This window comes from Streptosporangium sp. DT93, from assembly GCF_049844535.1.
Taxonomy (GTDB): Bacteria; Actinomycetota; Actinomycetes; order Streptosporangiales; family Streptosporangiaceae; genus Streptosporangium.
The window spans coordinates 895,166-918,051 of the sequence record NZ_JBNCLF010000001.1 but is presented as its reverse complement, the minus strand read 5'-3'; the positions used below and the strand labels follow the sequence as shown (position 1 = coordinate 918,051).

Here is a 22,886-nt window from a genome sequence, read left to right as displayed (position 1 = left end):
GACGGTGGCAGGCGGGGCCGGTCAGCCACGGGCGGCGTTGAGGTAGGTCAGGACCGCCAGGACGCGGCGGTTGTCGTCGTCGGAGGGGGCCAGGTCGAGCTTGGCGAAGATCCCGGCCGTGTGCTTGCCGACCGCGCTCTCGCTGAGGAACAGGCGCTGGGAGATGGCCGCGTTGGAGCGGCCCTCGGCCATGAGCTCCAGCACCTCGCGCTCGCGCGGCGTCAGCGCGCCGAGCGGCTCGTGGCGGGCGGTGCTGGCCAGCAACTTGGCGATCACCTCGGGGTCCATCGCCGTCCCCCCGGCGGCGACCCGGCGCACCGCGTCGACGAACTGCTCGGCCTTGAAGACCCGGTCTTTGAGGAGGTAGCCGATCGCGCCGGAGCCGTCGGCCAGCAGCTCGCGCGCGTACAGCTGCTCGACGTGCTGGGACAGCACCAGCACCGGCAGGCCGGGGACGGCGCGGCGGGCCGTCAGCGCCGCCTGGAGCCCCTCGTCGGTGAACGTGGGCGGCAGGCGCACGTCGACCACGGCGACGTCGGGCCGCAGGTCGAGCAGCGCCCGCAGCAGCTCGGGCCCCGACTCGACGGCGGCGACCACCTCGAACCCGTGCGCCTGGAGCAGGTGGACGAGGCCGTCGCGCAGCAGGTAGAGGTCCTCGGCGATGACGACCCTGGGACTCAGCACCGGCCCAACCATAGGCGAGTCGGCGCGACCTCGGCCAGACGGGTGCGGCGGGCGTGCTGGAGGGGGATGAGCATGGCCGCGGCGTACATGGACAGGCCCAGCAGGATGTTGAAGGCGATCAGCGGCCACTGCAGCGGTTCCGGCAGGTAGAGCGCGAGGAACCAGCTGCGGTGCTCCAGGTCGATGATCTTCATGACGCCGGCCACCATGCCCTGCGGGAAGAGCGGCAGCCAGCCGAGCCCCCAGCCGAGCCCGACGATGATCATCTTTCCGCGCGGCAGGGGCGGCGCCTTGTGGTTCTGATGCCTCTCGGCGAGCGCGTTGGGCAGGTCGAAGGTGACGGTGGTCGGGCCGCCCTGGGGGCTGTTGACCGCGAGCACCCCGTCGAAGGCCGCGAGCCTGCGCTCGATGCCGCGCAGGCCGCTGCCCCGGGAGGGATCGGCACCCCCCGAGCCGTCGTCGGTGACGACGACGCGCAGCGCGTGGTCGTGCCCGCTGATGTCGACCCACACCCGTTCGGCACCGCCGTGCCGGGCCGCGTTGGTGAGAAGCTCGCTGATCGAGAAGTACGCGGCCGACTCCACGGGCGAGTCGGGACGGGAGGCCAGGTCCACGGTGACCGTGACCTTGAGCGCGCTGTCCAGCGCCAGGGCGCGGATCGCGTCACCGAGGCCGCGCTCGGCCAGCACCGGCGGATGGATGCCCCTGACCAGGTCGCGCAGCTCGACGAGCGCGGTGGAGGAGGCCTCCTTGACCTTGCCGAGCAGCGCCCTGGCCGCGGCCGGGTCCTTGTCCATGAGCTCCTCGACCGCGCCGAGGGTCATGCCGATCGCCACCAGCCGGGCCTGCGCGCCGTCGTGCAGGTCGCGCTCGATCCGCCGCAGCTCGGACGCCTGGGAGTCGACCGTGGCCAGGCGTGCCTGGTCGAGGCGCTGGATCTGCCCGGCGAGCACCGACTCGGCCGTGGGGGAGAGCAGCAGGAGGTTCCACCAGGCGTACCCGCGCAGCAGGTGGGGGGTCGCGGCCAGTGCCACGACGGCGGCGCACGCCAGGGCCACCGGCCACGCGGGTGAGTCCTGGGAGCCGACGGCGAGCGCGGCGCATCCGGCCAGCGCGAGGGGGAGCAGCAGGAAGGCTCCGGCCAGCGGGCTGAGGAACAGCCACAGACCGTCCCGCCAGGTGGCCGGGTCGCCGATCAGCCACTGCCAGCGGTTCTGCCAGTCGGGCCAGCGGCCCGTCTTGTAGAGCTGACGGTCGTGCCGGTACCAGCCGTCGGGCTGGGGCCGCACCGGCAGCGGCGCCGGCAGGTACGGCGCCGGGATCGCGATCCCGAGCCACTCGGCGTTCAGCTTCCTGGCCTGGCCCGTACGGCACCTCATCGCCTTGGTCAGCGACGGGAAGACGAAGACCATCCCCAGGCCGAAGGACAGCACGACCCCGACCAGCATCAGGGCCACCAGCATCACGTCCCCCAGGGCCATCGCTCCCAGCGTCAGTGCCCTGCGGACCGCCACCGCATACGTCCTCATGGCCACCAGTGTCGGTGATGCGGCCCGGTGTTCCCAGGGGTGCCGCGTGCCGTCCGAGGGTGGGGCTAGCTCCACCCCCGGCGGGTGCCTGGCCCGCCCCGGACGGGTGCCCAGCCCGATTCCCCGTGTCCCGCCGGACTTCTAGCGTCGTCGTCATGAAGGTCATCGAGGTCAGCGACCTCCGCAAGCGGTACCGCGACCAACTGGCGGTGGACGACGTCTCGTTCACCGTGGACGAGGGTGAGATCTTCGGGGTCCTCGGTCCCAACGGCGCCGGCAAGACGACCACCGTGGAGTGCGTCGCCGGCCTGCGCGTCCCCGACTCCGGCACGGTGAGCGTTCTCGGCGGCCTGACCGGCACCGCGCTCAGGGAGCAGCTGGGCGTCCAGCTGCAGAGCTCCACGCTGCCGGAGAAGCTCAGGGTGCGGGAGGCGCTCGACCTGTACGCCTCCTTCTACCGTGACCCCGCGGACTGGGGGGAGCTGCTGGAGCGGGTCGGGCTCTCCGCCAAGCGCGACACCCCCTACGGCAAGCTCTCCGGCGGCCAGCAGCAGCGGCTCTCGATCGCGCTGGCCCTGGTCGGCAGGCCCCGCGTGGCGATCCTGGACGAGCTCACCACCGGCCTGGACCCGCAGGCCCGCCGTGACACCTGGGAGCTCATCGAGCGGGTCCGCGACAGCGGCGTGACGATCCTGCTGGTCACGCACTTCATGGAGGAGGCAGAACGGCTCTGCGACCGGCTCGCGCTGTTCGACGCGGGCCGGGTCGTCGCGGTGGACAGCCCCTCGGGGCTGATCGCCAGGGTCGACGGCCGGCAGACCATCAGGTTCCGGCTCACCGGCCCGCTCGACGAGGCCGTGCTGCGCCGCCTGCCCGAGGTCACCTCGGTCGGGCAGACCGGCGGGCAGGTGACGGTCACCGGCACCGGCGACCTGCTGCTCGCGGTCGCGACCGCCCTGGCCGCCTCGGGCGTCAACCCCGTCGACCTGCGCGTGGAGCGGGCCACCCTCGACGACGCCTTCCTGGGCCTGACCGGAAAGAAGATTTCCTGATGAAGAAGATAATGCTGACCGAGGTCAAGCTCTTCCTGCGGGAACCGGCAGGCCCGATCTTCGCGATCCTGCTGCCGCTCGCGCTGCTGCTCGGGCTGGGGAGCACCCCGGGCCTGCGGGAGGTCGATCCCGGCCTGGGCGGCCAGCGGGGCATCGACACCCAGTTGCCCGGCCTGATGCTGGTCCTGGCCGTGGTGACGATGGCGCTCACCGTCCTGCCGGGGACGCTGGTGAGCTACCGGGAGACCGGCGTGCTCCGGCGGCTGTCCACCACCCCGGTCGGCCCGTTCCGGTTGCTGGTCGCCCAGGTCGTCAACAACCTCGCGATGGCGGTCGTCGCCGCCGTCCTGCTCATCGTCCTGGGCCATCTCGTCCTCGGTACGGCTCTGCCGAAGAGCCCGCTGGCCTTCGCGGGCGTGTTCCTCCTGGGCACGGCCTCGATGTTCGGGCTGGGGCTGCTGATCGCCGCCGTGGCGCCGAACGCGAAGTCCGCCCCCGCCATCGGCTCGCTGCTGATGTTCCCGCTGTTGTTCATGGCCGGGATGTGGATCCCCCGGGAGCTGATGCCCGAGACGCTGCGCGGGATCGGGGACTTCCTGCCGATGGCGCCGTTCGCCGACGCGATCCGTGCCACCTGGGGCGGGCAGCCGCCGCAGGTGCTGCACCTGGTGGTGATGGCGGTGACCGTCCTGGTCACCGGGGCGCTGGCGACGCGGTTCTTCCGGTGGGAGTGACGGGCGCGTCGTGATCGCGCACCGCCGCGATCGCGTACGTGCGGGGGTCACCGTGGTCCGTCCTTCGCAGGGGCGAGGACGGGCCACGGCTTTTCGCGCGGGCCCTCCGGATCGCTCCACGGCTTTTCGCGCGGACCTTTCCGATCACTTCACGGCTTTTCGCGCGGGTCCTCCGGATCGCTTCACGGCTTTTCGCGCGGACCTTTCCGATCACTTCACGGTCACCGCGGAGTGAGGACGACCCTCCGTGCCGGATGCCGGACACCGGGGAGATGGATATGTCACTCTTGAGCGATGCTGACCCTGGCCCATGTGAGTGACGTCCACATCGACGGTTCTCCTCGCAGCATCGACAGGACCCGATCCGTCATGCGGCATCTGGAGAATCTGCCCGGCCCCCTGGACGCGGTCCTGGTGACCGGCGACATCGCCGACCACGGTCTGATCGAGGAGTACGAGATCGCGCGCGAGCTGCTGACCACGCGCCATCCCACGCTCATCTGCCCGGGAAACCACGACGTCCGCCCGGCCTTCCGCAAGGTCATGCTCGACGAGGACGGCGACGGCCCGATCAACCAGGTCCTCCGGCTCAACGGCCTCACCGTGGCCCTGTGCGACTCCAGCGTCCCGGACCGGCCGGAGGGGCTGCTGGACGACGAGACGATCGGCTGGCTGCACCGCGTTCTCGGCGAGGCCCCGCACACCCCCGCCCTGGTGGGCATGCACCACCCCGCGGTCCCCCTGGGCGTGCCGTACGTCGACGGGATCCGGCTGCGCAACCCGGAGCGGCTGGAGGGGATCATCCGGCAGTACCCCCAGGTGGTGGCCGTCCTGGCGGGACACGCTCACACCGCGGCGAGCACCGTCTTCGCGGGCCTGCCGCTCGTGGTCGCCCCCGGTGTCGTCTCCACGCTCCGGCTCGGCCAGGAGATGAGGACGCCGGTTCCCGTCGACTACGACCTTCCGCCGCAGATCGCCCTGCACGTCTTCGACTCCGGCCGTCTCGTCACCCACTTCCGCCCGGTCCTGTGAGATCGGGGACGGCAGGTCCTTTCCCGCTCCGACCGGTTCTCCCTGCCTGACCGGGTCCAGGACCGATTGGCTTGCCCGATCCGGCCGACTTCCCCGATCCGGTTGGCCTGCTCGATCCGGTCGGCCTGCTCGGTTCGGTTGGCTTCCCCGACCCGGTTTCCTCGATCCGGCAGGGCCGGCGATCCGTCCGCCTCCGGATTGAGGGCCGACCCGAACCCTCCTTTACGGTGGGTCGTTCTGGCCGACAATCCGGGAATCCGCGTGATCTTTGAACCAGGCCCGGGCCCGCCGCCGTACTGCCTGCCGAGACCGGAATCGTCCGGTGACCGGAACGGGAGGGCAGAACGTGATCACGAACGCCCGGCGGTGGTCCGATCCAGCGGACACCGGCACGACCGCGGCCCCTTCCGGCGGCCCGGGTGACCGCCGAGCGGTGAGTCCCGTTCCGCCCATCGGCGTCCACCGGTCCGCGCGGGCCGTGAGAGACCGGTCGTGATGCGCCACGGCGCCTGGCCCTCCCCGCCGGCCGGCCTCCCCGGGGAGGACGTCGCGAAGGCCTCCCCGTGGCACGGCGACCGGCGGATCCGGAACCGCGGGGCCGCGCGTCCCCGCGGGACGGGTGAGGGACCACCGGAGAGCGTGCCCGTGCCCGGCCGGACGGAGAACCTGCTCCGGACGGTCGTGATGCCGGACGCGCTGGCGTCGCTCTCCCCCGCCCACCTCGAGATCCTCGACGAGACCGTACTGCGGAACCGGTCGGTGAACGACGCCGCCGAGGCGCTGGGCATCGGGGTCGAGACCGTGAAGGTCAGGGTGTACCACGCCCTCCGCGCGCTGCGCGCCGCCCTTGAGGAGAGGGGGGTGACGGCATGACCGCGCGGGTGGAGCACACCGACGTGGGCGCCTACGCCCTCGGCCTGCTGGAGGAGGACGACCGGGTGGCCTTCTCGGCGCACCTGCGTACCTGCGCGGTCTGCGCGGTGGAGTTGCGGGAGCTGTCGGGGGTGGCGGACGCGCTGGGTGGCGTCGGGCGCCTGAGGAACGGCGGCGCGGCACCCTCCGGCGGGAGGCGGGCCGAGGTGATCGACCTGCCGCGCCGCCACAGGGCCACCGGCCGGCGTGCCCGCCGGGGCACGTTCGTGGTCGGTGCCGCGGCCGCGGTCACCCTGTTCGCCGGCGGGGTCGCGGCCGGGGCCGCCCTCTCCGGCGAGGACGCGGGCATCCCCACCGGCCACTCGACGCACGGACCGGCTGAGGACGCCTACCGGAGAGGCGTGCCGGTCGCCGGTACCGGAACCGGCGGTGTCATCGGCGGGCTCGTGATCGAGACCAAGGGCTGGGGCACCCACGCCGTCCTCGAACTCGGAGGGGTCACGGGGCCGCTGGAGTGCGAGCTGATCGCCGTCTCCCTCACCGGCGAGCGGCGGGTGGTCACCGGGTGGGCGGTGCCCGAGCGGGGCTACGGCGTCCCCGGCTCCCCCGATCCCCTCTACGTCCACGGCGGGGTCGCCTGGGACCCCGCCGGGATAGCTCGTTTCGAGGTGCGTACGACGGGCGGGGACACGCTGCTCACCGCCACCGTCTGACCGGGCGTCCCGGCTTTCCTGGAGCGCGCCCCTTCCTGGAGCGCGGTCCATCCCGGAGTGCGCCTTTTCCTGGAGCCGCAGCCCCTTTCCCGGAACGCGGCCCCGTCCGCCGCGCCGCCGGGACGATCGCGCGGCTCCCCTGCCCCCTGCCGGGAGGGCGGGCGCCGGATCAGGCGGCGTACGGGTGCGCGGCCCTGCCCTCGAGCAGGGTTCGCGCCCACCAGGTGAGCTGGTCGAGCAGGACCTTCGCCGCGCCCTCGCAGCCCTGCGGATCGTTCGGAACCCCGGCGTCGTCGAACCGGCTCCAGACGCCGTGGAAGCTGACGGTGTCGCGGACGGTCACCGCGTGCAGTTCGGCGAAGACCAGGCGGAGCTGCTCGACCGCCCGCAGCCCGCCGGAGAGACCACCGTAGGAGACGAATCCGACCGGCTTGGCGCGCCACTGCCGGTCGTGCCAGTCGATGACGTTCTTCAACGAGGCGGGGAAGCTGTGGTTGTACTCGGGGGTCACGACCACGTAGGCGTCGGCCGCGGCCAGCCTCGGGGTCAGGGAGCCCAGGGTGCGTGCCGCCTCGGGATCGGGGGCCGAGCCGAACCCCGGCAGTACCAGCGACAGCGGGAAGTCGGCCAGGTCGACGAGGTCGACGTCCAGGCCCTCGTGCCCCCGGGCCTGGTCGGCGAGCCAGTTCGCGACGGTCAGGCCGATGCGTCCCTCCCGGACGCTGCCGACGATCACAGCGAGCTTGACGGTCTGCTCGGTCATGGGACTCCTCCACCGTTCACGAGGCCCCGCGTCCTTTGCGGTGCCCCCCTCGGGACAAGGGTCGTACCTGAACTTTGGTTCAGGTCAAGGAGGAGAGGCGAACGGCCGTCGAAGGGCCCGGTCGGCCCGTCATGTGGGACGACCACCCCCGCCCCACGTGAGGCGACGGCTCCGCTCGTGCGAGGTCCGGGATTCGGTGGGCATCGGCTTCCGTGGGAACACCGAGAATCCGGGAACATGAGCACCCGGACATACGTGGCCGACGAGCGTTCGGCCTGGTTCGCCCCTCGACCCCGGTTACCTGACGGGTGTTTCCAGGAGCCTCGGAAGGTGTCGTGCCTTACGTGAGAAAAGCGTGCCCGGCCTCGGTGGGCGCCAGGGATCGAGCGCCGTCGACAACGGCCAAGCCGTGTCCGTGAAACCGGTCACCGGCGTGGTCGACCGGTGAGAAGATCGGGGGTGCTCCGAATGGCAGACGTGGTACTCGCGAAATTACCGGGACCGCTGTACGCACGTGCGCTGAGGCACCGTGAACCGCTGAAATTCGCGGTGGTCGGCGGGGCGGCGTTCCTGGTGGACAACACGGTGTTCTACGGGTTGAAACTGACCGTCCTGGAACCGAAGCCGGTGACCGCGAAGGTCGTCGCGGTACTCGTGGCGACGATCGTGTCCTATGTGCTGAACCGCGAATGGTCGTTCCGGACCAGGGGCGGTCGCGAGCGCCGTCACGAGGCGGCGCTGTTCTTCCTGGTCAGTGGCGTCGGTCTGGTGCTCAGTTCCGTGCCGCTGTGGATCTCCCGATACGTGTTCCTGCTGGAGACCCCGGCCGTGCGCCTGGTGACACAGGAGATCGCCGACTTCGTGAGCGCGCAGGTCATCGGCACGCTGATCGCCATGGTCTTTCGTTTCTGGGCGTTCCGGAAGTGGGTCTTCCCCGACGACGAGGCCCGGTCCGGCGGCATACGGCCTGCTCCCGTTCCCGATTCCACGGAAGAGACGGAAGAGGCGGATTGACGGCGGCGGATTCAGAAGCCCTTCCGGCGACCGGACCGCTTCATGCCGCCGCGCGGTCGATCCCGTCGACCACCGAAGCGATCGCGGGCGTAACGAGAACGGGTGGAGGGGGAAGGGATCTCATCGTCTCGTCGACCGCCTGTTCGTTCCATTGGTGACGGCCACGCGCCGCACATCACAAAAAGCGAAGAATCAACAACGGAAAGTCACATCCAAGGCATGCCGCGTACGAAAACGCGGATCTGCGCGTCAAGCACAGGCAGTCGCGGGGAAGCGCGGATCCCACGGGCCGTCCCTAGTGAGGAGCCATGTCGACGAAGCGGCTGTAGTGGCCCTGGAACGCCACGGTGACCGTGGCGGTGGGGCCGTTACGGTGCTTGGCCACGATCAGGTCGGCCTCTCCCGCCCGTGGCGACTCACGCTCGTAGGCGTCCTCCCGGTGCAGCAGGATGACCATGTCAGCATCTTGCTCGATACTTCCGGATTCACGTAGATCGCTCACCATGGGCCTTTTGTCGGTCCGCTGCTCGGGGCCACGGTTGAGCTGTGAGATCGCGATCACCGGCACCTCCAGCTCCTTGGCGAGGAGCTTGATGGCCCGGGAGATCTCGGAGACCTCGTTCTGGCGGCTCTCGGTCTTCTTCGGCGAGGACATGAGCTGCAGGTAGTCGATGATGACGAACCGCAGGTCGTTGCGCTGCTTGAGGCGGCGGCACTTGGCCCTGATCTCCATCATCGACATGTTGGGCGAGTCGTCGATGAACAGCGGGGCCTCGGCGACCTCGCCCATCCGCCGGGCCAGCTTGGCCCAGTCGTCGTCGGTCATCGTGCCCGATCGCATGGCGTGCAACGCCACCCGCGCCTCGGCCGACAGCAGGCGCATGGTGATCTCGTTGCGCGACATCTCCAGAGAGAACACCACGGTCGTCATGCCGTGCTTGATCGCGGCGGATCGGGCGAAGTCCAGCCCGAGCGTGCTGTTGTGCGTGGGGACGCACGTCGGCCCGGCGAGGTACATGTGGTCGGCGGCGTCGACCTCCACGCACCTCACCGGCGTCGAGGGCACCGGCCGCACGTCGACGACGCGCCGGACCGGCGTCGCGGGACGACCGCCGGTCGCCTGCCGGGCCGCCTTGCCGGACAACCGGAACACCTTGTCGCGCGCCAGGAAATCGATCATGTGGTCGGTACGGGTGCCGGTGACGCCTTCGACGGCCCGCGTCGTCATGGTGGCCGGGTGTCCCAGGCTCAGCACCAGCTCGAAGGCGTCCCGGGCGAGACCTTCGCCGGCGACCGGAAGCCGGACCCGGCCGTCGTCGCCGACGTGCCCGAGGGTGTCGAGGAGCCCGGCGAGCAGGGCGCTCCGCTGCTCGGAGGAGGCTCGCAGGTACGTCCCGGGGATGCGCTCCTCACCGAGGACGCCGAGAGCGCCGAGAGCGCTGAGAGCGCTGAGGGCGCTGAGGGCGCTGAGGGCGTCGAGAGCGCCGAAGGTGCCGGGGAGCCGGCCGGAGGCGCCCCCGGTCGCACCGGAGGCGCCCGGCCCCTCGCCGGCGATCCACACCCCTTCGGCCTCCAGGTTGAGGACGATCTCCGGGTCGAGCGCGGCCGGCCACGAGCCGTGGCCTCCGGCGGCCTTCTCCGCGTTCCCGATGACCGTGGCCACACCGACGTCCCGGGCACGGCCGGTGCCCGTGTCGTCCGCGTTCCCGATGCCCGTGGCCACGTCGACGTGTCCGGCGGTGTGGCCGGTGCCCGTGGCCACCTCGGCGTGCCCGACGTCACCGGCGTCCCCGGCGCCGGTGGCCGCCCTGTGGCGGCCCTTCCCGGTGGTGCCGGGCCGGATGTCGAGACCGGCACCCAGCGCGACCCCGAGCGCGTAGGGAGAAAGGGGCAGATCCCGCTCGGGCAGGTCGAACCCGGCGGCGACGGCGACCGCGTGGCCCCCCGGCCCGCCCGCCGATGCGCCGTGCAGGGTGCGGGCGATCTCCTCCGTCGTGACGACGCGCTGGTGCGCGGCGACATCCGGATGCGTGGTGATGTCGTGGTGGGGCGCGACGTCCCGGTGGACGGAGGCACCTGGATGGACAGTGGTCACGGAGGCACTCGTCGTCCGCCACTGGTGCAGCGCGTCGGCGACGATCACCGTGCCGTCGTCGAACTCCACCTCGTAGCAGGGGCGCCCGTGCATCACGTCGGTCGCCGCGACCACGCGCGTCGGCCTGCCGTCCGCGCCGATGAGACGGTCGCCCGGCCTCACCTCGCCCATGGTCGTCCAGCCGTCCGGGGTGGGGAGCGGCGTGTCGAGGGCGAGCGCCTTGCCGATGGCGGGACGTGCGGCAACGACGATCATCTGGCCGGGGTGCAGGCCGTTGGTGAGCGAGTCGAGGTCCTGGAAACCGGTGGGGACGCCGACCATCTGGCCGCCCCGGCCGCCGATGGCCTCCAGCTCGTCCAGGGCGCCCGGCATGATGTCGGCCAGCGGGACGTAGTCCTCGGAGGTGCGGCGCTCGGTGACCTTGTAGATCTCCGCCTGGGCGCGGTCGACCAGGTCGTCGACCTCCTCGTCCTGCCCCCCGTACCCGAAGGAGACGATGCGGGTGCCGGCCTCGATCAGGCGGCGCAGGATGGCCTGCTCGCGGACGATCCTCGCGTAGTAGCCGGCGTTGGCCGCGGTCGGCACGACGGCGGTCAGCGTGTGCAGGTAGGCGCCGCCGCCGATCCGGGCGACCTCGCCCCGTTTCTGCAGCTCGTCGAAGAGGGTGACGGAGTCGGCGGGGTCACCCCGGCCGTAGAGGTCGGTGATGATGTCGTAGATGATCTGGTGGGCCGGCCGGTAGAAGTCGTCGGATCGCAGGATCTCGACCACGTCGGCGATGGCGTCCTTGGAGAGCAGCATGCCGCCCAGGACCGACTGCTCGGCCTCGATGTTGTTCGGCGGGGTGCGCTCGAATCCCGGTTGGAAGACCGGTGGCTCCGCGATGCTCACCGCACACCCCCTCTTTCGAACACAGTTACGTTATCCCCATTTGTAGCCCACCGGGCTGACAGTTTCCCGGCTCCGTGCCCACACTGGCAACGCGGCCTGTAGACAGAGGTGTGGATAAGCTGTGCAGTTCTCCCCCCAGGGTGTGGGCACCCTGGGGACAGCCCTGTGGATAACTCTTGCCCACAACTGTGGATAACCCTGTGACCAGGGAAAACGTCATCCACTGCCTGTGGAGAAAAGAAAGTTGGGGCGACACGCCGAGAGTGGCCCCAGATGGTATGACCCGACCGCTTCCTCCCGCCGGTGATCCACCCGAGGGTAACGGGCACAATGCACATGTGCCTCTTACCTCTGGTCCCGGGCGCTCCGGTGCCCCCGGTCGCGCGGGTCGCCGGTACGACCGGCAGATCCTGCGCCTCGCCCTGCCCGCGTTCGGCGCGCTGGTGGCCGAGCCGCTCTTCCTGCTGACCGACACCGTCGTGGTCGGCCGCCTGCCCGCCCCCGCCCTCGGCGCCCTCGGGGTGGCGAGCACGGTGCTGAGCTTCCTGGTGGGGATGTGCGTCTTCCTGGCCTACGGGACGACCGCGGCGGTGGCCCGGCAGATCGGGGCGGGAGAGACCGGCCGTGCCCTGCGGCAGGGGGTGGACGGCCTCTGGCTGGCCGCCGGGGTCGGATCGCTGATCATCCTGGTGGTCTGGCCGCTGGCCCCCTGGCTGGTCCACGTGATCGGCGCCGAGGGCGAGCTCGCCCGGCAGGCCGTGACCTACCTGCGGATCAGCCTGCTGGGCGTCCCGGCCATGCTGCTGGTGCTGGCGGGCACGGGCGTGCTGCGGGGCATGCAGGACACCACCACCCCACTGCTGGTCTCGGTGGGCGCCTTCGCGCTGAACGCCGGCCTCAACGTCGTGTTCGTCCTGGGACTCGGCTGGGGGATCGCGGGCTCGGCCTGGGGCACCGTGCTGGCCCAGTCACTCGCCGCCGCCGTCTACCTCGTCCTGATCCTCGTCCGGCACCGGGCTCCGTTCCGCCCCGACCTGGCGGGTGTGCGCGCCGCGGGTTCGGCGGGGATCGCCCTGGTCATCCGTACGGTCTGCCTGCAACTGGTGCTCACCGTCGCGGCCGCCGCGGCCACCCGCATGGGAGAGGACCAGATCGAGGCGCACACGATCGCCATCCGGATCTGGACCCTGCTGGCGTTCGCCCTGGACGCCATCGCGATCGCCGGACAGGCGATCACCGGCCGCGCGCTGGGCGCGGGGGACGTGGCGGGAGCGCGTGGGGCGACCTGGCGGATGGTGCTGTGGGGCATCGGCTCCGGCGTGCTGTTCGGCGTCGTCGTGGCGGCCGCCGGGCCGTTCGTCCCCGGCCTGTTCGACGCGGGGCCCGCGGTCACGGAGCACCTGCTCGGCGTGCTGTGGGTGGTGGCCGCCCTGCAGCCGTTCGCCGGGGTGGTGTTCGTGCTGGACGGGGTGCTCATCGGCGCCGGGGACCGGCGTTATCTCGCCTGGGCAGGGATGTGGACGACGCTCGCCTACCTGCCCGCCGCGTACCTGGTGGATCTGGGCGGCGGCGGCCCGGTGGCGCTCTGGCTGGCGCTCGGCCTGTGGATGATCGCCCGGCTCGTCACCCTGTCGGTCCGCGCGTACGGGACGGCGTGGCTGGTGGTCGGCGGCTGACCGGCGCGCGGCCCGGCGGACGGGGAGCGCGGATTCCCCGCCCCCGCAGGGGATGTGACACGATTCGGCGCCGCGCGGACGTCGGATGACATGCCCGTGACGGGCGGTGTCCGCCGGTCGGGTGATCCACGCGTGACACTGTGGTGTCCACCACGTGACCGGATAGCCCTTGTCCAGCGGAACTCTCCTACGGCACTGTGAAACGAGTCCGACAATACGGGTCATGCACCCACCACGATTGGTCACATCGTGCCCGAAGGTTCTTCCCTTTCGATAGTGCGCCGCATGCCACCGAGTCATGCCACCGGCCGATGGACCGGTGCGCGCCACGGCCTGCCCACCGCCTACCGCATGAAGGACCTCATCGTCCTCGGCCTCGGCGTCATGATCGGCGCGGGCATCTTCAGCCTCGCCGGCCGCCAGGCGGCCTCCATGGCCGGTCCCGGCGTGATCCTCTCCTTCATGATCGCTGGAATCACCACCCTGCTCGTGGCCTTCTGCTTCGCGGAGCTGTCCTCGGCCATGCCGAGCTCGGGAAGCGCCTACACCTTCACCTACGTCATCTTCGGCGAGGTCTGGGCGTGGGTGGTGGGCTGGTCCCTGGTGATGGAACTCCTGCTGGCCACCTCGGTGGTGGCCCGCGCGTGGTCCCTCTACGCCTCCCAGATGCTCACCGACTTCGGCGTGACCTTCCCCGACGCGATCGCCGGAGTGGTCGGTCAGCCCGAGGGTTTCGACCTTTTCACGATCTTCATTCTGGTCGTCCTGACGGCCGTGGTGGCCCTGGGCGCCCGTGTCGGCCTGCGCGCACTGTGGATCATCGTGGTGGCCAAGCTGCTGGCCATCGGCGCGGTCATCGTGGTCGGTGCCCTCCACTTCGACCAGGACAACCTCACGGCCATCCCGGTGCCGGCGGTGGCCGCGGCCAAGGCGGCGGACACCATGGACTCCCCGGTGCTCGGCATCATCTTCGGCCAGACGGGCGCCTTCGGCTGGTTCGGCATCTTCGCCGCCTCGGCGGTCATCACCTTCGCCTACATCGGCTTCGACGTCGTGGCCACCGGTGCCGAGGAGGCCGAGGACGCCCCCCGCTCCATGCCGAAGGGCATCATCCGCAGCCTGGTGATCACCACGGTCCTGTACATCGCGGTCGCCGTGGTGATGGTCGGCATGACCCCGTACGACAAGATCAACAAAGACGCGCCGCTCGCCAACGCCTTCCGCAGCGCCGGCGAGGGCTTCATGGTGCACATCATCAACATCGGCGCGGTGCTCGGCCTGACCACCGTGATCCTGGTGCTGCTCGTCGGCCTGACCCGTGTGCTGTTCTCCATGGCGCGCGACGGGCTGATGCCCCGCTCACTCGCCAAGATCAACCGTAGCTACCACAGCCCGACCCGGGTCACCCTGATCATCGGTTTCCTGGCGATCATGCTGGCCGAGTTCGTGAACGTGCTCACGCTCGAACCGCTGGTCGTGATCGGCGCCCTGTTCGTGTTCATCGCGGTGGCGGCGGGGGTGATCAGGATGCGCAAGACGATGCCGGACCTGCCTCGCGGGTTCCGCACACCGCTCTCCCCGGGCGTGCCGATCGCCTCGATCCTCGCCTGCCTCTGGCTGATGGTGAACCTCCAGCTCATCACCTGGCTGTACTTCATCATCTGGATGGCCTTCGGCGTCCTGGTCTACCTGGTGTACGGCAGGCGCAACAGCGTGCTCGCCGAGCTGTCGGACCCGCTGTCTCCCGGGGGACCCGGCGACCGCCCCGCCCCCCGGGGGCCCTTCGACCCGCCGCCCGGCCCTCCCGGACCGCCGGACCCCTTCGGCCCGAGCGGACCCGGTGGACCCTACGGCCCTCCGGGACCCTACGGCCCGCCCGGCTCGACCGGTCCCTACGGATCGCCCACACCCTACGGGCGTCCGCCCGGATCCTCGGGCCCCTACGGACCCGGCGGTCCTTCCGGGCCATCCGGATCGCCCGGTCCCTACGGGCCGCCCGGACCCGGCGGTGGTTCCCGGGGCAGGCACCGCCGCTGAGGAACCCCGGCGCCGAGGGCTCTGAGAGCCCCTCGGCGTTCCGCTTCGGACTTCTCACGCCTTTCCGGGCGTACGGGGCTCAGGGAGGCGGCGGAGACACGCAGGAGAGGCTCGCGGGCCCGTACGGGAACCTTGCCGAGCACGGGTGGGCGGCCCCGAACCCGGTGTCCGCGCGCGGGCGCTCGGCGGCTCACAGCCGCCGGGCGTCGATCACGGTCTGCACGAACTCCCTGGTGCGCGTCTCGCGGGGATCGGTGAAGATCTGCTCCGGGGTGCCGCGTTCCAGCAGCACCCCGCCGTCCAGGAAGCAGACGGTGTCGGCGATCTCGCGGCAGAACCCCATCTCGTGGGTGGTCAGGATCATGGTCATCCCGCCCGCCTTGAGCTCCCTGATGATCTCCAGCACCTCCTTGACCAGTTCCGGGTCCAGTGCGGAGGTGACCTCGTCCAGCAGCATGAGCCGGGGCTTGGTGGCCAGGGCCCGGATGATGGCGGCGCGCTGCTGCTGGCCGCCGGAGAGCTGGTCGGGGTAGGCGCCCGCCTTGTCCGCGAGGCCGAACCTGGTCAGCAGCTCGCGCGCCTGCCGCTCGGCCTCCTGCCGGCCCGTGCGGTGCACCTTGCGGGGGGCCAGCGTGATGTTGTCCAGCACGGTCATGTGCGGGAACAGGTTGAACGCCTGGAACACGATGCCCATCCGCTTGCGCACCTCGTCCGGGTCGGCCCGGACGTCGGTGATCTCCTCGCCGTCCAGGTGGATCGTGCCGTCGTCGGCCGTCTCCAGCAGGTTCACGCAGCGCAGCAGCGTGGACTTGCCCGACCCCGAGGCCCCGATCAGGCAGACCACCTCGTGCGGCTCGACCTCCAGGTCGATGCCGCGCAGCACGCTGTGACCGTGGTAGTTCTTCCACAGGCCCTCGATGCTCAGCAGGCTCATGCGCGCCTCGTCCCCTCCGCCACCGTCGTCCCCGTCGCCGTTCCCGCGGTCACCGTCACCGGGCGGGACGCCGGGCCATGACCCCCGTGGACCCCGTGGACGCCATGACCGCCGTGGACGCCATGACCGCCGTGGACGTCGTGGACGCCATGACCGCCGTGGACGTCGTGGACGCCGATCCGGCCGTTCACTGGCTCCGCCGTCGCTGCGAGCGCGCCGCCAGGTAGTCGGTGAAGCGCGCCATCGGGATGGTGAGCAGGATGAACAGCAGCGCCGCCACCAGGTAGGGCGTGTAGTTGAAGGTGCTGGCCACGTGGATCTGCGCCTGCCGCAGCGCCTCCAGCGGGCCGATCGTGGCGACGAGCGCGGTGTCCTTCTGCAGCGAGACGAAGTCGTTCAGCAGCGGCGGCACCACCCGTCGCGACGCCTGGGGCACCACCACGTAGCGCATGGTCTGGCCGTGGCTCAGTCCCAGGGAGCGGGCGGCGGCCCGCTGGCTGGGGTGCACCGACTCGATGCCCGCCCGGAAGACCTCCGCCACGTACGCCCCGTAGGAGAGGGTGAGCGCGATGATGCCCAGCGTCGACAGATCCGTCGGCGTGCCCTGCAGGCCGAGGGCGGGCAGGCCGAACCCCACCAGGTAGATGATCAGGATCGTGGGGATGCCGCGGAAGATGTCGGTGTACAGCACCGCCAGGGCGCGCAGCGGGAAGAACACCGGGGCCTGCAGGTTGCGGATCAGCGCGACCACCAGTCCCACGACGAGGATCAGCGGCTCCGCGATCAGGAAGATCTTGATGTTGAGCAGGAAGCCGCTCAGCACGTCCGGCAGCGCCACGAGGAACTGCTCGGAGTTGAAGAACGTCTCCCGGACGCGGGGCCAGCCCGGGGAGGTGGTGAAGAGCCAGGCGAGCAGGACGATGACGAGGACCGTCGAGGCCGTCGCGACCGATCCGGAACGGATCGACGACCGCCTGCGCAGTCGTTCCCGCTCGACCTGGCGTTCGCTCTTCGCCCAGCCGTCGGGGACCCGCAGGCGCTCGTCGTTCCTCATCGGGCGCCGTCGCGCGCGCCGCCCGCGCGGCGCGCCCGCAGGCGCGCCTCCACGGGGTACGGCATCGGTACGGGGGGCGGTGACGTCACTTCAGCTCCGGGGCACCCGCGGCCGACCCGAGCCACCTGGTCTCGATCTTCGCGAGCTCACCGGACGTGGCCAGCTCCTCGATCGCCCCGTTCACGCAGCTCACCAGGGGGCTGCCCTTCTCGAAGACCGCGCCGAAGACCTCGGGAACACCGGAGGCGGTGCCGAACTGACCGACGATCTTGGAGTTCTCGACCTGGGCCGCGGTCACGTAGAACGCGGTGGGCAGGTCCACCACCACGGCGTCGACCTGCTTGTTCTTCAGCGCGTTCACGGCGTCGATCTGCTCGTTGTAGACGTTGGGCTCGGCCGAGGGACGGATGACGTCCTTGACCGCCTGCAGCGAGGTGGTGCCGACCTGCACGCCGATCTTGGCGTCCCTCAGGCCCGCGAGGTCCGTGGCGGAGGCGATCTTGGAACTGTCCAGCGCGACCACGGCCTGCTTGACCGTGTAGTAGCCCTTGCTGAAGTCGACGACCTTGGCCCGGTCGGGTGTCACCGAGACCTGGTTGAGGTCGAAGTCGAACTGCTTGGCGCCGGGGGCGAACGCGGAGTCGAACTTCACCGTGGCCCAGGTGACGTCGCCGGTCGCGAAGCCCAGCCGGTCGGCGACGGCGTAGGCCACGGCGCTCTCGAATCCCTTGCCGTTGGACGGGTCGTCGTCGGAGAACCAGGGGTCGTAGGCGGGCTTGTCGGTGCCGATGGTCAGCGTGCCGGGGGTCTTCAGCGGCAGGCTCTCCTTGGCGCAGGGGTCGGCTCCGGTGGAGGCCGACCCGGTGCTCGGGGCCGAGGGGCTCGCCTGGGTCGTTTCCGAGGCCGGGGCACAGCCCGCGACGGCCACCGCCAGGGCGCCGAGGGCGAACAGCGTCGAAGGACGGACCATGACAAGACCTCCAGGATGAAGCAGCGACCCACGAATTGTACGTATCCCCGGTGACCTGGAGCGACGGGGTCCCACCGGGCACTTCTCACCGGCCGTGCGGGACACGCCGGCGCGGGTCCGGAAACGGGAAAAGGCCCCCTTCCCGTGAGGGAAGGAGGCCCGTTCCGATACAGCCGGTCAGGCCGCGACGACCTCGATGTCGAGGGTGGCGGAGACCTCCGGGTGCAGCTTGACGCTGACCCGGTGGGTGCCGAGGCTCTTGATCGCAGAAGTGATCTCGATGCGACGGCGGTCGAGCAGGGGGCCACCGGCGGCCTTGACCGCGTCGGCGACGTCGCCCGTGGTGATGGAGCCGAAGAGACGACCGGACTCGCCGGCCTTCGTCTTCAGCTGCACCTTGAGGGCCTGGAGCTGGCCCGCGACCTCCTTGGCGGTGCCGAGGTCGCGGATCTCGCGGGCGTCGCGAGCCTTCTTGATCGAGGAGATCTGCTTCTCGCCGCCGCGCGACCACAGGATCGCGAAACCACGGGGGAGCAGATAGTTGCGGCCGTAGCCGCTCTTGACCTCGACGATGTCGCCGGGCGTGCCGAGGCCGGTGACCTCACTGGTGAGAATGAGCTTCATCTGTCCGACCTCCTTAACGCGCGGTGCTCATGTACGGCAGGAGCGCCATCTCACGAGCGTTCTTGATAGCGGTCGCCACGTCACGCTGGTGCTGGGTGCAGTTGCCCGTCACCCGGCGGGCACGGATCTTGCCGCGGTCGGAGATGAACTTCCGAAGCAGTCCCGTGTCCTTGTAGTCGACGTAGGAGATCTTGTCGTGGCAGAACAGGCAAACCTTCTTCTTGGGCTTGCGCAGTGCCGGCTTGGCCATCGTGGTGCTCCTTTCAGAGCCCCGCCGTCAGGCGGGAATGGTCGCTGCGGATAGGGACTGGGGTGCGGGGCGCGATCGTGGCCGCCCGCGCGAGTCGTGGTTAGAAGGGCGGTTCGTCGCTGAAGTCGCCGCCGCCGAAGCCGCCGCCACCCTGCTGGCCGCCCTGCTGACCGCCGCCCCCGTAGTTGTTGCCACCGCCGCCTCCGCCACCGGAGAAGCCGCCGCCACCTTGCGGTGCGGCGGGTGCCGCGGAGGACCACGGGTCGTTGGCCGGGCCGCCGCCGAAACCGCCGCCACCCTGCTGACCGCCCTGACGGGCGGTCTTGTTGACCTTGGCGGTCGCGTTCCTCAGGGAGGGGCCGACCTCGTCGACCTCGACCTCGTAGACGGTGCGCTTCTCGCCTTCCTTGGTCTCGTAAGACCTCTGGCGCAGCCGTCCCTGGACGATGACCCTCATGCCGCGCTGCAGGCTCTCGGCGACGTTCTCCGCCGCCTGGCGCCACACGTTGCAGGTCAGGAACAGGCCTTCGCCGTCCTTCCACTCGTTGGTCGTCTTGTCGAGGAACCTCGGAGTGGACGCGATGCGGAACCGGGCCACCGCTTGCCCCGTGGGGGTGAAGCGCAGCTCGGGATCGTCGACGAGGTTGCCGACGATGGTGATCGTGGTGTCGCCTGCTGCCATGGCTGGAGCTGCCCTTCCTGCGGCTTCGCTGGTTATCGGCTCAGAGTACGGCCGCCGCCCGACAAAAGCCGGGGTTTAGTGCACGTCCGGGCGCAGGACCTTGGTCCGCAGGATGCCCTCGTTGAGGTTCATCTGACGGTCGAGCTCCTTGACGGTGGCCGGCTCGGCGCTCAGGTCGATGACGGCGTAGATGCCCTCGGGCTTCTTCGCGATGTCGTAGGAGAGCCTGCGGCGACCCCACACGTCGACCTTCTCCACGGTGCCGCCGTCGTTGCGGACGACCGTGAGGAACTGGTCGAGGGAAGGGGCGACCGTACGCTCATCGAGCGAGGGGTCAAGAATGACCATCACTTCGTAACGGCGCATGCTGACTTCCAACCTCCTCTGGACTGTTGCGGTCACGACACGGTGCCGTGACAGGAGGACGCTGACGTGCTGCACCCCCGACGCCCATTTCGGCGTCCGGGGTGGAGGGTGGGCGATAACACACCCGTTCGACGTAGCCGTGTCAGCCTACCAGCCCGGCGGAGGTCGGCCCGTCGACTCGCCGGGCGGGTCGCGCGGTGGGCGGGGAGCCGCCGGGCAGGTCACCGGCGGCGGGGGAAGTCAGGAAGAAGGGGCCGCGCCTCGTGCGGGCGGCCCCGAGGACGCGCGGCCACGACATGGCCGCATCACAGCGGCCGGACCCGCCCGCGTCTCACGGTGAACGGGGCACGCGTCGCCGCCCCGTTCATCGGTGTGGCCTTCGGCGTCCATCACGGGGTCGTCTCCCCCGTGAGGCCCCGACGGCGGCCGGGGCCACACCGGCGAACGGGCGGCTAACCCAGGTTCAGATCCACGCCCAGCAGGACGAGGAACCACAGGAAGATCGCGAGCAGGGCCTCTGCGATGTCCTTGAGCAGGGCGGGTGTGATGTAGTCGTACACCCAGGCGACGTAGAGGCCGATCAGGATGTAGATCAGCAGGACGAGACTCATCCCTCGGCGACGGTAAGCCATGTGAACTCCTCGTTCTGGCCCGTGGGGGCGGGCGGTGGGGCGCGCCCTGCGACTGCCCCGGCTCCGGGCGTTGAAACGGCTACTCTCGGATACATGCCGCTTATCGGAGCTCATGTCGACCAGGACGACCCGCTGGCGCACGCCAGGGCGCGCGGCGCCGAGGTGGTGCAGTTCTTCCTCGGTGACCCCCAGGGCTGGAAGGGCCCGGTCATCGGCGACAGGACCGCGCAGATCAAGGACTCGGACGTGGCGGTCTACGTGCACGCCCCGTACGTGATCAACGTGGCGACCGCCAACAACCGGGTGCGCATCCCCAGCCGGAAGCTGCTCGGCTCGAACCTCGCCGCCGCGGCCGAGCTGGGCGCGCGCGGGCTGATCGTGCACGGCGGGCACGTGGGGGCCGGCGACGACCCGCAGACGGGTTTCGACAACTGGCGCAAGGTGTTCGAGCGCCTGGAGGGGCACGACGTCCCGGTGCTCATCGAGAACACCGCGGGCGGCGGCAACGCGATGGCCCGCAAGCTGGAGCGCATCAGCAGGCTCTGGGACGCCCTGGACGGGTTCGACGTCGGCTTCTGCCTCGACACCTGTCACGCCCACGCGGGCGGCGAGGAGCTGGCGGACGTGGTCGAGCGGGTCATGGCGATCACCGGCCGCATCGACCTGATCCACTGCAACGACTCGCGCGACGCCTTCGACTCGGGCGCCGACCGGCACGCGAGCCTGGGGGCGGGCACGATCGACCCCGAGCTCATCCTCCAGGTGTGCCGGAGCGCCGGCGCGCCGATCGTGGTGGAGACGCCCGCCGACGGCCAGGCACAGGACATCGCCTTCCTGCGGTCGAAGCTGTAGACGGGGCCGGGTGCGGCGCGGCGATTCGTCCACAGCCTGTGGATAACTTCATGGGATTACTTCACCGCGATAACGGGTAAGGGATCGTGCCACATCGGCCCGTCGCAGGTCAGCCCACCCAGGCGCCGTCGACGAAGATCAGGGTGTTGAGGGCCATCAGCGGTCCCACGAGCAGGGCGTAGACGACGATGACCCATTTTCGCCAGGGCGCCGGTCCGTTGCTCGCCCTGGCGATCAGGATGAAGAGCGGCCACCACAGCAGCGCCGAGCGCGGGACGGACAGGTAGTAGGCGGAGCAGAGCAGGGCGCCCACCTGGAGTCCCACGTACACGAACTCGCTCCATCGGCGCATGAGGAGCAGCGCCAGCACCAGCACGATCCCGATGACCGCTCCGGCGATCTCCAGCCGGAACGCCCAGGCGGCCCTCCCCTCGCCCGAGGCCGCGTTCCACGTCGTGATCAGCGAATCCCAGGGCCAGACCATGTGCCGTCCCCAGCCGGCCTCCTGCGCGGTCTTCCAGGCCAGCCAGTCACCGGTACGGGAGTGCTGGTAGGCGGAGTAGAGCGCCAGCGGCACGAAGGGCAGCAGCAGCCACCCGGCCTGCCGCAGGGGCTGCCGCCGGGCGAAGAACTCCACGATCAGCGCGCAGGCCAGGAACAGGCCGGTGATGCGCACGCAGGAGGCGCCCGCGGCCAGGGCGGCGGCCAGCGGCCAGCGGCCCCGGCGCGCCGCGAGCCACGCGGGCAGGGCGAAGGCCAGGAAGAGCGACTCGCTGTATCCGGCGAACAGGAACACCGCCATCGGCCAGAGCAGCAGCGCCAGCACCGCGCGCCACCCCGTCCCCGGCCGCCCCTCGAACTCGGCCAGCCTGGCCAGCGCCATCATCGCGACCGCGCCGGCCGCGAACGAGATCAGCAGCCCGGCGACCGTCCAGTCGTCCACCAGCAGGTTCACGGCGCGCAGCATCAGGGGCATCCCGGGGAAGAAGGCGGGCAGTCCCCTGTCGGGATCGGCCCCCGGTACCCCGTCGTAGCCGTGCTCGGCGATGGTGACGAGAAGGTTGGCGTCCCAGTTGCGCCAGCGCTCCAGGAAGGGCCGCGGGACGGCGTCCCCCTCCATCAGCGCCTGGGCGCCGATGACCGTCAGGACGACGATCCCCACGCGGGAGGCCAGCCAGAGCAGGAGTCCCTCGGTCGCGGTGTCGCGCGGGGGCTCGACGGGTGTGTTCACCTCGGCAGGAGCGGTCACAAGGTGGAATTGTGACGGATCATCCGCTCTCGCGGCCAGTCCTGGCGTTCATCGGATGGATCACCCGTTCCGCGTGGCACCCCAGGAGCCGATGAGACACGGAGAACCCGCGGGAACGGGAGAACCCGCGGGAACAAGAGGACACACGGGAACGGGAGAACCCGCGGGAACGGAGGACCG

23 protein-coding genes are annotated in these 22,886 nt (G+C 70.7%); 10 read left to right on the top strand and 13 right to left on the bottom strand.

Going from position 1 to position 22,886, the window contains the following annotated elements; genetic code table 11:
- Positions 1-21 precede the first annotated feature (21 nt).
- Together ACLQ2R_RS04485 and ACLQ2R_RS04480 are read right to left on the bottom strand one after the other, a co-directional pair.
- Positions 22-681 (bottom strand): response regulator transcription factor, encoded by a 660-nt coding sequence (locus tag ACLQ2R_RS04485; protein ID WP_362798958.1) that lies wholly within the window; start codon positions 679-681, stop codon positions 22-24.
- Positions 678-2,213 carry a sensor histidine kinase gene (locus ACLQ2R_RS04480; protein ID WP_425957979.1) on the bottom strand — a complete coding sequence of 512 codons (1,536 nt, stop codon included), beginning with the start codon at positions 2,211-2,213 and terminating at the stop codon, positions 678-680. Before ACLQ2R_RS04480 ends, ACLQ2R_RS04485 begins: the two co-directional genes overlap by 4 nt.
- A 155-nt stretch (positions 2,214-2,368) precedes the next feature.
- Between ACLQ2R_RS04480 and ACLQ2R_RS04475 the strand changes: the two genes are divergently transcribed.
- The 5 genes from ACLQ2R_RS04475 to ACLQ2R_RS04455 all read left to right on the top strand — a co-directional run bounded on the left by ACLQ2R_RS04475 (position 2,369) and on the right by ACLQ2R_RS04455 (position 6,617).
- Positions 2,369-3,265 carry an ABC transporter ATP-binding protein gene (locus ACLQ2R_RS04475; RefSeq protein ID WP_425957978.1) on the top strand — a complete coding sequence of 299 codons (897 nt, stop codon included), beginning with the start codon at positions 2,369-2,371 and terminating at the stop codon, positions 3,263-3,265.
- Positions 3,265-3,999 carry an ABC transporter permease gene (locus tag ACLQ2R_RS04470; RefSeq protein WP_425957977.1) on the top strand — a complete coding sequence of 245 codons (735 nt, stop codon included), beginning with the start codon at positions 3,265-3,267 and terminating at the stop codon, positions 3,997-3,999. Before ACLQ2R_RS04475 ends, ACLQ2R_RS04470 begins: the two co-directional genes overlap by 1 nt.
- A gap of 312 nt (positions 4,000-4,311) precedes the next feature.
- On the top strand, positions 4,312-5,031 hold the full coding sequence (locus tag ACLQ2R_RS04465; protein ID WP_425957976.1) for a metallophosphoesterase: 720 nt from the start codon (positions 4,312-4,314) through the stop codon (positions 5,029-5,031).
- Positions 5,032-5,670: 639 nt separating this feature from the next.
- Complete coding sequence (locus ACLQ2R_RS04460) at positions 5,671-5,904, top strand: sigma factor-like helix-turn-helix DNA-binding protein (protein ID WP_425957974.1); 234 nt, start codon at positions 5,671-5,673, stop codon at positions 5,902-5,904.
- Positions 5,901-6,617: an anti-sigma factor family protein gene (locus ACLQ2R_RS04455; RefSeq protein WP_425957973.1), complete on the top strand. Its 717-nt coding sequence runs from the start codon at positions 5,901-5,903 to the stop codon at positions 6,615-6,617. The genes ACLQ2R_RS04460 and ACLQ2R_RS04455 overlap by 4 nt, the downstream gene beginning before the upstream one ends.
- Before the next feature lie 169 nt (positions 6,618-6,786).
- Here the strand turns inward: ACLQ2R_RS04455 and ACLQ2R_RS04450 are convergent, their stop codons facing one another.
- Positions 6,787-7,380: an NADPH-dependent FMN reductase gene (locus tag ACLQ2R_RS04450; RefSeq protein WP_425957972.1), complete on the bottom strand. Its 594-nt coding sequence runs from the start codon at positions 7,378-7,380 to the stop codon at positions 6,787-6,789.
- 468 nt (positions 7,381-7,848) lie between these two features.
- Here ACLQ2R_RS04450 and ACLQ2R_RS04445 point away from each other — a divergent pair, with 468 nt between their 5' ends.
- Positions 7,849-8,394, top strand: a complete 546-nt coding sequence (locus ACLQ2R_RS04445; protein WP_425957971.1) for a GtrA family protein — start codon at positions 7,849-7,851, stop codon at positions 8,392-8,394.
- A 295-nt stretch (positions 8,395-8,689) separates the two neighbouring features.
- Here ACLQ2R_RS04445 and dnaB read toward each other — a convergent pair whose 3' ends face one another.
- Positions 8,690-11,380 (bottom strand): replicative DNA helicase, encoded by a 2,691-nt coding sequence (gene dnaB / locus ACLQ2R_RS04440; RefSeq protein WP_425957970.1) that lies wholly within the window; start codon positions 11,378-11,380, stop codon positions 8,690-8,692.
- Between the two features lie 338 nt (positions 11,381-11,718).
- On the opposite strand from dnaB, the gene ACLQ2R_RS04435 reads away from it, so the two are divergent.
- Together ACLQ2R_RS04435 and ACLQ2R_RS04430 are read left to right on the top strand one after the other, a co-directional pair.
- Positions 11,719-13,056 (top strand): MATE family efflux transporter, encoded by a 1,338-nt coding sequence (locus ACLQ2R_RS04435; protein ID WP_425957969.1) that lies wholly within the window; start codon positions 11,719-11,721, stop codon positions 13,054-13,056.
- Positions 13,057-13,341: 285 nt separating this feature from the next.
- Positions 13,342-15,093, top strand: a complete 1,752-nt coding sequence (locus ACLQ2R_RS04430; RefSeq protein ID WP_425957968.1) for an APC family permease — start codon at positions 13,342-13,344, stop codon at positions 15,091-15,093.
- A 190-nt stretch (positions 15,094-15,283) separates the two neighbouring features.
- On the opposite strand, the gene ACLQ2R_RS04425 is transcribed toward ACLQ2R_RS04430, so the two are convergent.
- The gene (locus ACLQ2R_RS04425; RefSeq protein ID WP_425957967.1) at positions 15,284-16,027 is read right to left on the bottom strand and encodes an amino acid ABC transporter ATP-binding protein; all 744 of its coding nucleotides are present in this window, start codon (positions 16,025-16,027) and stop codon (positions 15,284-15,286) included.
- Between the two features lie 77 nt (positions 16,028-16,104).
- Here ACLQ2R_RS04425 and ACLQ2R_RS04420 point away from each other — a divergent pair, with 77 nt between their 5' ends.
- A complete protein-coding gene (locus ACLQ2R_RS04420; RefSeq protein ID WP_425957966.1) occupies positions 16,105-16,254 on the top strand; it encodes a hypothetical protein in 150 nt (49 codons plus the stop codon).
- On the opposite strand, the gene ACLQ2R_RS04415 is transcribed toward ACLQ2R_RS04420, so the two are convergent.
- From ACLQ2R_RS04415 to ACLQ2R_RS04385, 7 genes are all read right to left on the bottom strand, one after another.
- Complete coding sequence (locus tag ACLQ2R_RS04415) at positions 16,215-17,081, bottom strand: amino acid ABC transporter permease (protein ID WP_425957965.1); 867 nt, start codon at positions 17,079-17,081, stop codon at positions 16,215-16,217. The genes ACLQ2R_RS04420 and ACLQ2R_RS04415 overlap by 40 nt on opposite strands.
- Positions 17,082-17,166: 85 nt before the next feature.
- On the bottom strand, positions 17,167-18,051 hold the full coding sequence (locus ACLQ2R_RS04410) for an ABC transporter substrate-binding protein (protein WP_425957964.1): 885 nt from the start codon (positions 18,049-18,051) through the stop codon (positions 17,167-17,169).
- Positions 18,052-18,228: 177 nt separating this feature from the next.
- On the bottom strand, positions 18,229-18,675 hold the full coding sequence (gene rplI, locus ACLQ2R_RS04405) for a 50S ribosomal protein L9 (protein ID WP_425957962.1): 447 nt from the start codon (positions 18,673-18,675) through the stop codon (positions 18,229-18,231).
- A 13-nt stretch (positions 18,676-18,688) separates the two neighbouring features.
- A complete protein-coding gene (gene rpsR / locus ACLQ2R_RS04400) occupies positions 18,689-18,925 on the bottom strand; it encodes a 30S ribosomal protein S18 (protein ID WP_344892480.1) in 237 nt (78 codons plus the stop codon).
- A gap of 100 nt (positions 18,926-19,025) precedes the next feature.
- Positions 19,026-19,607, bottom strand: a complete 582-nt coding sequence (locus tag ACLQ2R_RS04395) for a single-stranded DNA-binding protein (protein ID WP_425957961.1) — start codon at positions 19,605-19,607, stop codon at positions 19,026-19,028.
- 75 nt (positions 19,608-19,682) lie between these two features.
- Positions 19,683-19,973, bottom strand: coding sequence for a 30S ribosomal protein S6 (gene rpsF / locus ACLQ2R_RS04390; RefSeq protein WP_030919721.1), 291 nt, complete (start codon positions 19,971-19,973; stop codon positions 19,683-19,685).
- Positions 19,974-20,425: 452 nt separating this feature from the next.
- The gene (locus ACLQ2R_RS04385) at positions 20,426-20,584 is read right to left on the bottom strand and encodes a hypothetical protein (RefSeq protein WP_425957960.1); all 159 of its coding nucleotides are present in this window, start codon (positions 20,582-20,584) and stop codon (positions 20,426-20,428) included.
- Positions 20,585-20,698: 114 nt separating this feature from the next.
- Here ACLQ2R_RS04385 and ACLQ2R_RS04380 point away from each other — a divergent pair, with 114 nt between their 5' ends.
- A complete protein-coding gene (locus ACLQ2R_RS04380) occupies positions 20,699-21,457 on the top strand; it encodes a deoxyribonuclease IV (protein WP_425957959.1) in 759 nt (252 codons plus the stop codon).
- A 109-nt stretch (positions 21,458-21,566) separates the two neighbouring features.
- Here ACLQ2R_RS04380 and ACLQ2R_RS04375 read toward each other — a convergent pair whose 3' ends face one another.
- Positions 21,567-22,706 (bottom strand): hypothetical protein, encoded by a 1,140-nt coding sequence (locus tag ACLQ2R_RS04375; protein WP_425957958.1) that lies wholly within the window; start codon positions 22,704-22,706, stop codon positions 21,567-21,569.
- Positions 22,707-22,886 lie beyond the last annotated feature (180 nt).

What these genes read in the sequence shown, in the direction of transcription:
- ACLQ2R_RS04415 (WP_425957965.1), bottom strand. Translation starts at nt 17,081, where the DNA reads ATGAGGAACGACGAGCGCCTGCGGGTCCCCGACGGCTGGGCGAAGAGC.
- ACLQ2R_RS04445 (WP_425957971.1), top strand. Translation starts at nt 7,849, where the DNA reads ATGGCAGACGTGGTACTCGCGAAATTACCGGGACCGCTGTACGCACGT.
- rplI (WP_425957962.1), bottom strand. Translation starts at nt 18,675, where the DNA reads ATGAAGCTCATTCTCACCAGTGAGGTCACCGGCCTCGGCACGCCCGGC.
- rpsF (WP_030919721.1), bottom strand. Translation starts at nt 19,973, where the DNA reads ATGCGCCGTTACGAAGTGATGGTCATTCTTGACCCCTCGCTCGATGAG.
- ACLQ2R_RS04480 (WP_425957979.1), bottom strand. Translation starts at nt 2,213, where the DNA reads ATGAGGACGTATGCGGTGGCGGTCCGCAGGGCACTGACGCTGGGAGCG.
- ACLQ2R_RS04380 (WP_425957959.1), top strand. Translation starts at nt 20,699, where the DNA reads ATGCCGCTTATCGGAGCTCATGTCGACCAGGACGACCCGCTGGCGCAC.
- ACLQ2R_RS04395 (WP_425957961.1), bottom strand. Translation starts at nt 19,607, where the DNA reads ATGGCAGCAGGCGACACCACGATCACCATCGTCGGCAACCTCGTCGAC.
- ACLQ2R_RS04470 (WP_425957977.1), top strand. Translation starts at nt 3,265, where the DNA reads ATGAAGAAGATAATGCTGACCGAGGTCAAGCTCTTCCTGCGGGAACCG.
- ACLQ2R_RS04420 (WP_425957966.1), top strand. Translation starts at nt 16,105, where the DNA reads ATGACCCCCGTGGACCCCGTGGACGCCATGACCGCCGTGGACGCCATG.
- ACLQ2R_RS04410 (WP_425957964.1), bottom strand. Translation starts at nt 18,051, where the DNA reads ATGGTCCGTCCTTCGACGCTGTTCGCCCTCGGCGCCCTGGCGGTGGCC.
- rpsR (WP_344892480.1), bottom strand. Translation starts at nt 18,925, where the DNA reads ATGGCCAAGCCGGCACTGCGCAAGCCCAAGAAGAAGGTTTGCCTGTTC.
- ACLQ2R_RS04455 (WP_425957973.1), top strand. Translation starts at nt 5,901, where the DNA reads ATGACCGCGCGGGTGGAGCACACCGACGTGGGCGCCTACGCCCTCGGC.
- ACLQ2R_RS04430 (WP_425957968.1), top strand. Translation starts at nt 13,342, where the DNA reads ATGCCACCGAGTCATGCCACCGGCCGATGGACCGGTGCGCGCCACGGC.
- ACLQ2R_RS04425 (WP_425957967.1), bottom strand. Translation starts at nt 16,027, where the DNA reads ATGAGCCTGCTGAGCATCGAGGGCCTGTGGAAGAACTACCACGGTCAC.
- ACLQ2R_RS04475 (WP_425957978.1), top strand. Translation starts at nt 2,369, where the DNA reads ATGAAGGTCATCGAGGTCAGCGACCTCCGCAAGCGGTACCGCGACCAA.
- ACLQ2R_RS04450 (WP_425957972.1), bottom strand. Translation starts at nt 7,380, where the DNA reads ATGACCGAGCAGACCGTCAAGCTCGCTGTGATCGTCGGCAGCGTCCGG.
- ACLQ2R_RS04385 (WP_425957960.1), bottom strand. Translation starts at nt 20,584, where the DNA reads ATGAGTCTCGTCCTGCTGATCTACATCCTGATCGGCCTCTACGTCGCC.